This window comes from Prosthecobacter sp. (assembly GCF_044378005.1).
GTDB lineage: Bacteria > Verrucomicrobiota > Verrucomicrobiia > Verrucomicrobiales > Verrucomicrobiaceae > Prosthecobacter.
Genome location: NZ_JBILYB010000246.1, coordinates 1 through 5,225 on the forward strand (window position 1 = coordinate 1; position 5,225 = coordinate 5,225).

Sequence of the window (5,225 nt, forward strand, 5' to 3'; positions counted from 1 at the left end):
GCGAGAGAGCGGAGCAGAAGCTGCGCACCGGTCGCCTCACCGATCCTTCGTTGGAAGAGATCGCCCGCTCGATGGGCATGTCCTACAGCGCCTTTCGCAAACGCTTCGTGCAAATGACCGGCAAAAGCCCCGGCGAATTCCGCGCCGACGAAATCGTGCTCCGCGCCTGCTCCCAGCTTCTCGAAACCAACCACAACCTCGCCACCATCGCCGCCGACCTCGGCTTCCACGACGCCTTCCATCTTTCGAAGCGCTTCAAACAAGTCGTCGGCATGTCCCCGCAGGATTTCCGAAGGCAGAACCGGGGGAGGTGAGAAGATAGATCTGTCTCGTGCTGCCAAGCTGTGGGTCAGCGGCACGAGCAGCAGGGCGGTGACGATCGTAAAGTTCGTTTCATGGTTCGCCAAATCACTTCACTTTCCAAATCTTCACGTCGTCGATCCACACTGTATTCGGCATGAGAAAACTGAACCAGCGCTTCATCGGATGGGCGAAGCCTTCGGAGTGGTGGTAGGCGAGGAGTTTGCCGTCGATGCTGAGGCGCAACTCGTCGCCTTCGGTCACGAGCACGAGTTCGTGCCAGTCGGTATCGGCTTTCCACGGGACGGTGATCTGCTTCGTCTTCAACAAGGCTTCGAGATCGGCGGGCAGTTTCTCCTTTCGGTCCAGATATTCTTGTCTGCGCTTGCGGATCTCCAGATTCATCACACCGGTCTTCCAATCCATGAGCGCGATGTTGCTCTGCGAAAGGACGCCATAGCAGAGGTGGCCCGCATGGATGCCCTTGGTCTCGCGGTCCACGAAGCCGACCGTGAGTGCTTCATCTTTGTTCAGGCCGGGAAACTTGAAGCGCACGACAGCACCGCCATCGGCGAAGCCGGCATCGTGATGGATGTGCGCGGCGTGTCCGGCTTCTTTCGTGGCGCTGGCGAGCTTGAGGATGCCGCCGTCGAGATCGGCCTGTTTGATTTGCGGCACCCGTTCTGCCGTGGCGCTCTCCCAACCGTTACCGATGGCCTTCATGCCATTGCCGGTTTCCTCACGCTCAAAGGCGTCGTGAAAGAGGAGCGTGCCATTTTCGCGAAGCCACCCGGCGTCATCGCGCGACGGAGTTGTTGGCTGGGGATCAGCAGCAAGCGGTGCCAGCAGCCGGTCAGCACGCAGTTCCCCGCGGCTCATAACACCTAACGGCAGGGCTATCGATGTTCCATAGGTCGGGTTCTTGTTGGCGTGCCCGTCCCAGCCGATGCACTCCCACACCTTGCCCTGCTGCTCACGCAGGTGGCCGAGCCAATGCCGCTTAACGGTCTGCGCCAACTCCGGATGCTCCGGCTGCAGGATGGTCAGCAGCCAGCCGACCGGGATGTGCCAGTAGGCACCGTTCTCATACCTGTTTTTCGGGGGTCTAGCTTTCTCCCACATCGTAGTCGGCGACGCGTCGCCGCTCAGCGGGACGTGGCGCAGGGCACCCTCGAACTCGATCTCTCCGGGCTTGGCCAACGCCGCCGTAATCGTCCTGAGCAAAGCCGCGCGGGCCTCACCCTCAACCGCGCCGATATAGATCGCGTAGATGCTGCCCCACACATCCGACTGCCCGGAGATGCCGTTGGAGGCTTTGAGCCAGCCGCCGTGGGTGCCGTCGGTGTCGCCAAAGACCGGCAGGATATGCGAGCGGATCTGTTGGGCGACGTCGGCATAATGTTTGGCGTCTTCCGGTTGATCCATCTTGGTGGCGAGCCAGGCGAGGTGCATGGCCGCGCGGTAGCGGATCAGCGAGGCCATCAGGAGGTCGCCCGTCATCTCGATGGCATCATAGAAAATGAATCCGACCGCCCGCCGCGCCGCCGTGGTTCGCACCAATTGTGTGGCCGGATCGATCTCCGGCACGGCAAACGCCAGCTTCAGTCGCTCATACACGGTGCGGCCACCCACCTCGCGGCTCAGCAGCGCTTTGGCATCACCACTGCGAGCGAGCATGTGGGCGAGCCAGATGACATCAAACTGGTTGTTGCTGGGCGGGCGAAATCCCCAGTCGCCATTCATGTGGGCCAATGGATCGTAGGTGCCGGGAAAGAACACCGGTGCGCCGTCCACATTGATATGATCGGGGATGGCATGGGCGGGTATGACCACCTGCCGGCCCAGATCCTTGGGCTCCGCACCGTTTTGCTTTTCCAGAATCAGTTGGAAGTGCCGGAGACCGTCCTCGCGCGAAATCAAGCCGCTGGAAAAATTCATGGTGAAGTCCTGGATCCAGATCGCCGGATAACCACCCGGCGTGATGGCCAGGAACCCCAAAGTGTTGGTTTTGCCGTGCGCGATGCCCCCCGGAGCCACCCCGCAGCTTTCGAGGGTAGCCGTCGCCAACTCGCGGACCAACGCCAGTTCGTCCGGCAGCAAAATCTCGGTCGGGGCCGCCCCATTGGCAATGGCATCGGCAGCAGGTAGAACATCGGCCAGCGATGCGAGCATCAAAGCGGTGAGAAGTTTAAAGGTGCGTTTCATGCGATGAGATCCTTGATCACCGTGCCGCCAAACTGGCTGAGCTGCTTGAAGCGGCCGGCGTGGTAGTAGGTGAGTTTGTTGTCGTCCAGGCCGAGAAGGCGCAAGAGGGTGACGTGGAAATCGCGGACGTGGGCTTTGCCTTCGACGGCGGCCATGCCGAGGTCGTCGGTAGCACCGATGGTGTGACCGGCGTTGCAGCCGCCACCGGCGAGCCAAATCGTCATGGCGTTTGGATTATGGTCGCGACCGTAGGCGGTGCCGCCGCGCACGCCGTTGTCGGGTGTGCGACCAAACTCGCCGCACCAGACGATGAGCGTGCTCTCGAGGAGACCGCGCTGTTTGAGGTCGGTGATGAGGGCGGCGATGGGCTGGTCCACGCCGCGCACGAGATTGCCGTGGGCCCGCTCGATGTAGTCGTGGCTGTCCCAGGAGCCGTTGTAGAGCTGAACGAAGCGCACGCCTTTTTCGATGAGCTTGCGGGCTAACAAGCATTTGCGACCAAAGGAATCGGTGGCGTCGTTGCCGATGCCGTAGAGTTCCTTGGTCTTGGCGTCTTCCTTGGAGAGGTCGAGCGTCTCGGGCACCTGCATCTGCATGCGGAAGGCGAGTTCGTAGTTGTCCATGCGCGCGGTGAGTTCGTCGTGGCCGGGATGTTGCGCGGCGTGCGCGGTGTTGAGCTTGGCGATGAGGTCGAGGTTCTTGCGCTGACGTGCTTCGCTGACACCAGGAGGCGGCGTGAGATCGAGAATGGGCGAGCCTTTCGCGCGCAGCGGCGTGCCTTGGAAGCTCGCGGGCAGGTAGCCGTTGCTCCAGTTCGCCGCACCTCCTTGCGGATAGCTTACCTCGGGCAGCACGATGAAGCCGGGCAGGTCCCGATTGAGCGAACCGAGGCCGTAGTTCACCCACGCGCCGATACCGGGATCGCCTCCGAAGCGGTTGCCGCAGTTCATCTGATACATCGCGGTCGGATGGTTCACGCTGTCCACGGTGCAACCACGGAAGAAGCAAAGATCATCCGCGACCTTGGCGAGGTGCGACCAGTTTTCCGCCATGTCCGCGCCGCTCTGACCGGCTTTGATGAACTTAAACGGGCTTTGCACGTAGTAGCGCTTGCCGCCCTGCATGGCGGAGGCCTGCTTGTCTTGGCGAGTGAACTCCTTGAGGTGCAGTTTCGCCAGCGTGGGCTTGGGGTCGAAGGTGTCGATGTGCGAGGGGCCGCCTTCCATCATGAGGAAGATGACGTTCTTCGCCTTCGCCTCCGGGAAGTGGCCTGACTTCGGTGCGAGCGGATTCTTCTTTGCTTCCTCGGCGAGCAAGGAACTGAAGGCGACACTGCCGAGGCTGGTGCCCATGCTGTAGATGAACTCGCGGCGCGTTGGCGCGTGCAAAGCGCGGGCTCCGGCGCAGGGGAAGAAGGGTTTAATAGACATAAGCGAACTCGTTGGAGTTTAGAAGGACGAGGCACACATCGGCGAGAGCGCGGGTGCGGGCCTCCACGTCGGAGGGTTGCAAGTCGGGCACGAACTCGGCATTGGCATGCAGCTTCTCGTTGAAGGAAAACTTCTCGCCGGTGTTCTCTTCCACGGCATCGCGGCGGACTTCGAGCGGTGGCTTTTGAGTCGTCGGCTTTTCGCTGCCAAGCAGGGCTTCGATGTCGCGCCAATGAGCGAGGCAGCTTTGCGTTTCTCCGGCATTCGGTGGACGGGAGAACGTGAGCGCGAAGATCCGTGCAATGGCTTCTTTATCAGTGCGCGTTTCCTTCACAGCGCGATGGGCGAGAGCGAGAGCGCGGGATTGCGTGCTCTGACCATTGAACAAGCTGAAGACTTGCGGCGTGACGGTGCTGGCCTCGCGGCGCTCGCAGGAGAAGTCCGGCGCGGGCGCATTGAAGACCTCCAGCATCGGGTCGGTGAGGCCGCGCAGTTTCAGGGCGTAGAGTGAGCGGCGATGGCGCTGCTCAGGCTTGGGATTGGGCACCCAGGCGGAGGCAAAGGTGCCCATGACTTGGCGCGGTTGCAGGGCGGCTTCCAGATTGATCTCAGGCCGGTTCGGAATGCCACCGAGGGTGCGGTTCAGCTCGCCCGTGGCCGCGAGCATGGCATCCCGCAACTCTTCCGCGCTAAGGCGGCGCGGCTGAAAGACGACGTAGCTGGTGCCGAGGGCGTCTTTCTCCCGCAGTGCCTTCAAATCAGGATGCGTGGCGCTGCGGCGATAGGCCTCCGAGGTCATGATGAGGCGGTGCAGTGCCTTGAAGCTCCAGCCGCTCTCCACAAACTGCGCCGCGAGCCAGTCCAGCAATTCGGGGTGGGTGGGCTTTTTGCCGGTGCTGCCGAAGTTGTTCGGATTCCCCGCGAGCGGCTGGCCGAAGTGCCACATCCACACGCGATTCACGATGGCCCTTGAGGTCAGCGGATTGTCCGAGCTGGCGACCCATTCGGCGAAGGCTTTGCGACGGCCTTCGATGGTGTCGGGGATGGGCGTCTTTTGCACAGAGCCAAGCACGCTGAGGACGCCGGGCTTGACCTTGGTGCCGGAGGCAAAGGGATCGCCACCGGTGAGGATGCAGGTCTCTTCCAGCTCGCCCGCGCTCATCCTGTCGGCGGGCATCCGCAGCGGAGCGAAGACGGTTTTATATTGCCGGGTGCGACCGCCATAGACCGCGAGAGCATAGGGTTCATAGCGATACAGTTACCATCGGAGTCGCTCCAAGACATTTAGTG

Annotated in this window: 4 protein-coding genes; 1 reads left to right on the forward strand and 3 read right to left on the reverse strand. The window is 61.9% G+C overall.

The features are described from left to right. Positions 1-314 (forward strand): helix-turn-helix domain-containing protein (locus AC6FTP_RS25350; RefSeq protein ID WP_497209691.1); only part of this gene is annotated, 314 nt, incomplete at its 5' end. Between the two features lie 94 nt (positions 315-408). On the opposite strand, the gene AC6FTP_RS25355 is transcribed toward AC6FTP_RS25350, so the two are convergent. The 3 genes from AC6FTP_RS25355 to AC6FTP_RS25365 are packed head-to-tail and all read right to left on the reverse strand — an operon-like array spanning position 409 to position 5,112. After that, on the reverse strand, positions 409-2,505 hold the full coding sequence (locus AC6FTP_RS25355; protein WP_497209692.1) for a hypothetical protein: 2,097 nt from the start codon (positions 2,503-2,505) through the stop codon (positions 409-411). Then, positions 2,502-3,935, reverse strand: coding sequence for a DUF1501 domain-containing protein (locus tag AC6FTP_RS25360; RefSeq protein ID WP_497209693.1), 1,434 nt, complete (start codon positions 3,933-3,935; stop codon positions 2,502-2,504). The genes AC6FTP_RS25355 and AC6FTP_RS25360 overlap by 4 nt, the downstream gene beginning before the upstream one ends. Further along, positions 3,925-5,112, reverse strand: coding sequence for a DUF1553 domain-containing protein (locus AC6FTP_RS25365; protein ID WP_497209694.1), 1,188 nt, complete (start codon positions 5,110-5,112; stop codon positions 3,925-3,927). Before AC6FTP_RS25365 ends, AC6FTP_RS25360 begins: the two co-directional genes overlap by 11 nt. Positions 5,113-5,225: the final 113 nt, after the last annotated feature.

Bases quoted from the DNA above. Each gene is read 5' to 3' on its own strand.
- AC6FTP_RS25360 (WP_497209693.1), bottom strand. From the start codon at position 3,935: ATGTCTATTAAACCCTTCTTCCCCTGCGCCGGAGCCCGCGCTTTGCAC.
- AC6FTP_RS25355 (WP_497209692.1), bottom strand. From the start codon at position 2,505: ATGAAACGCACCTTTAAACTTCTCACCGCTTTGATGCTCGCATCGCTG.
- AC6FTP_RS25365 (WP_497209694.1), bottom strand. From the start codon at position 5,112: ATGCCCGCCGACAGGATGAGCGCGGGCGAGCTGGAAGAGACCTGCATC.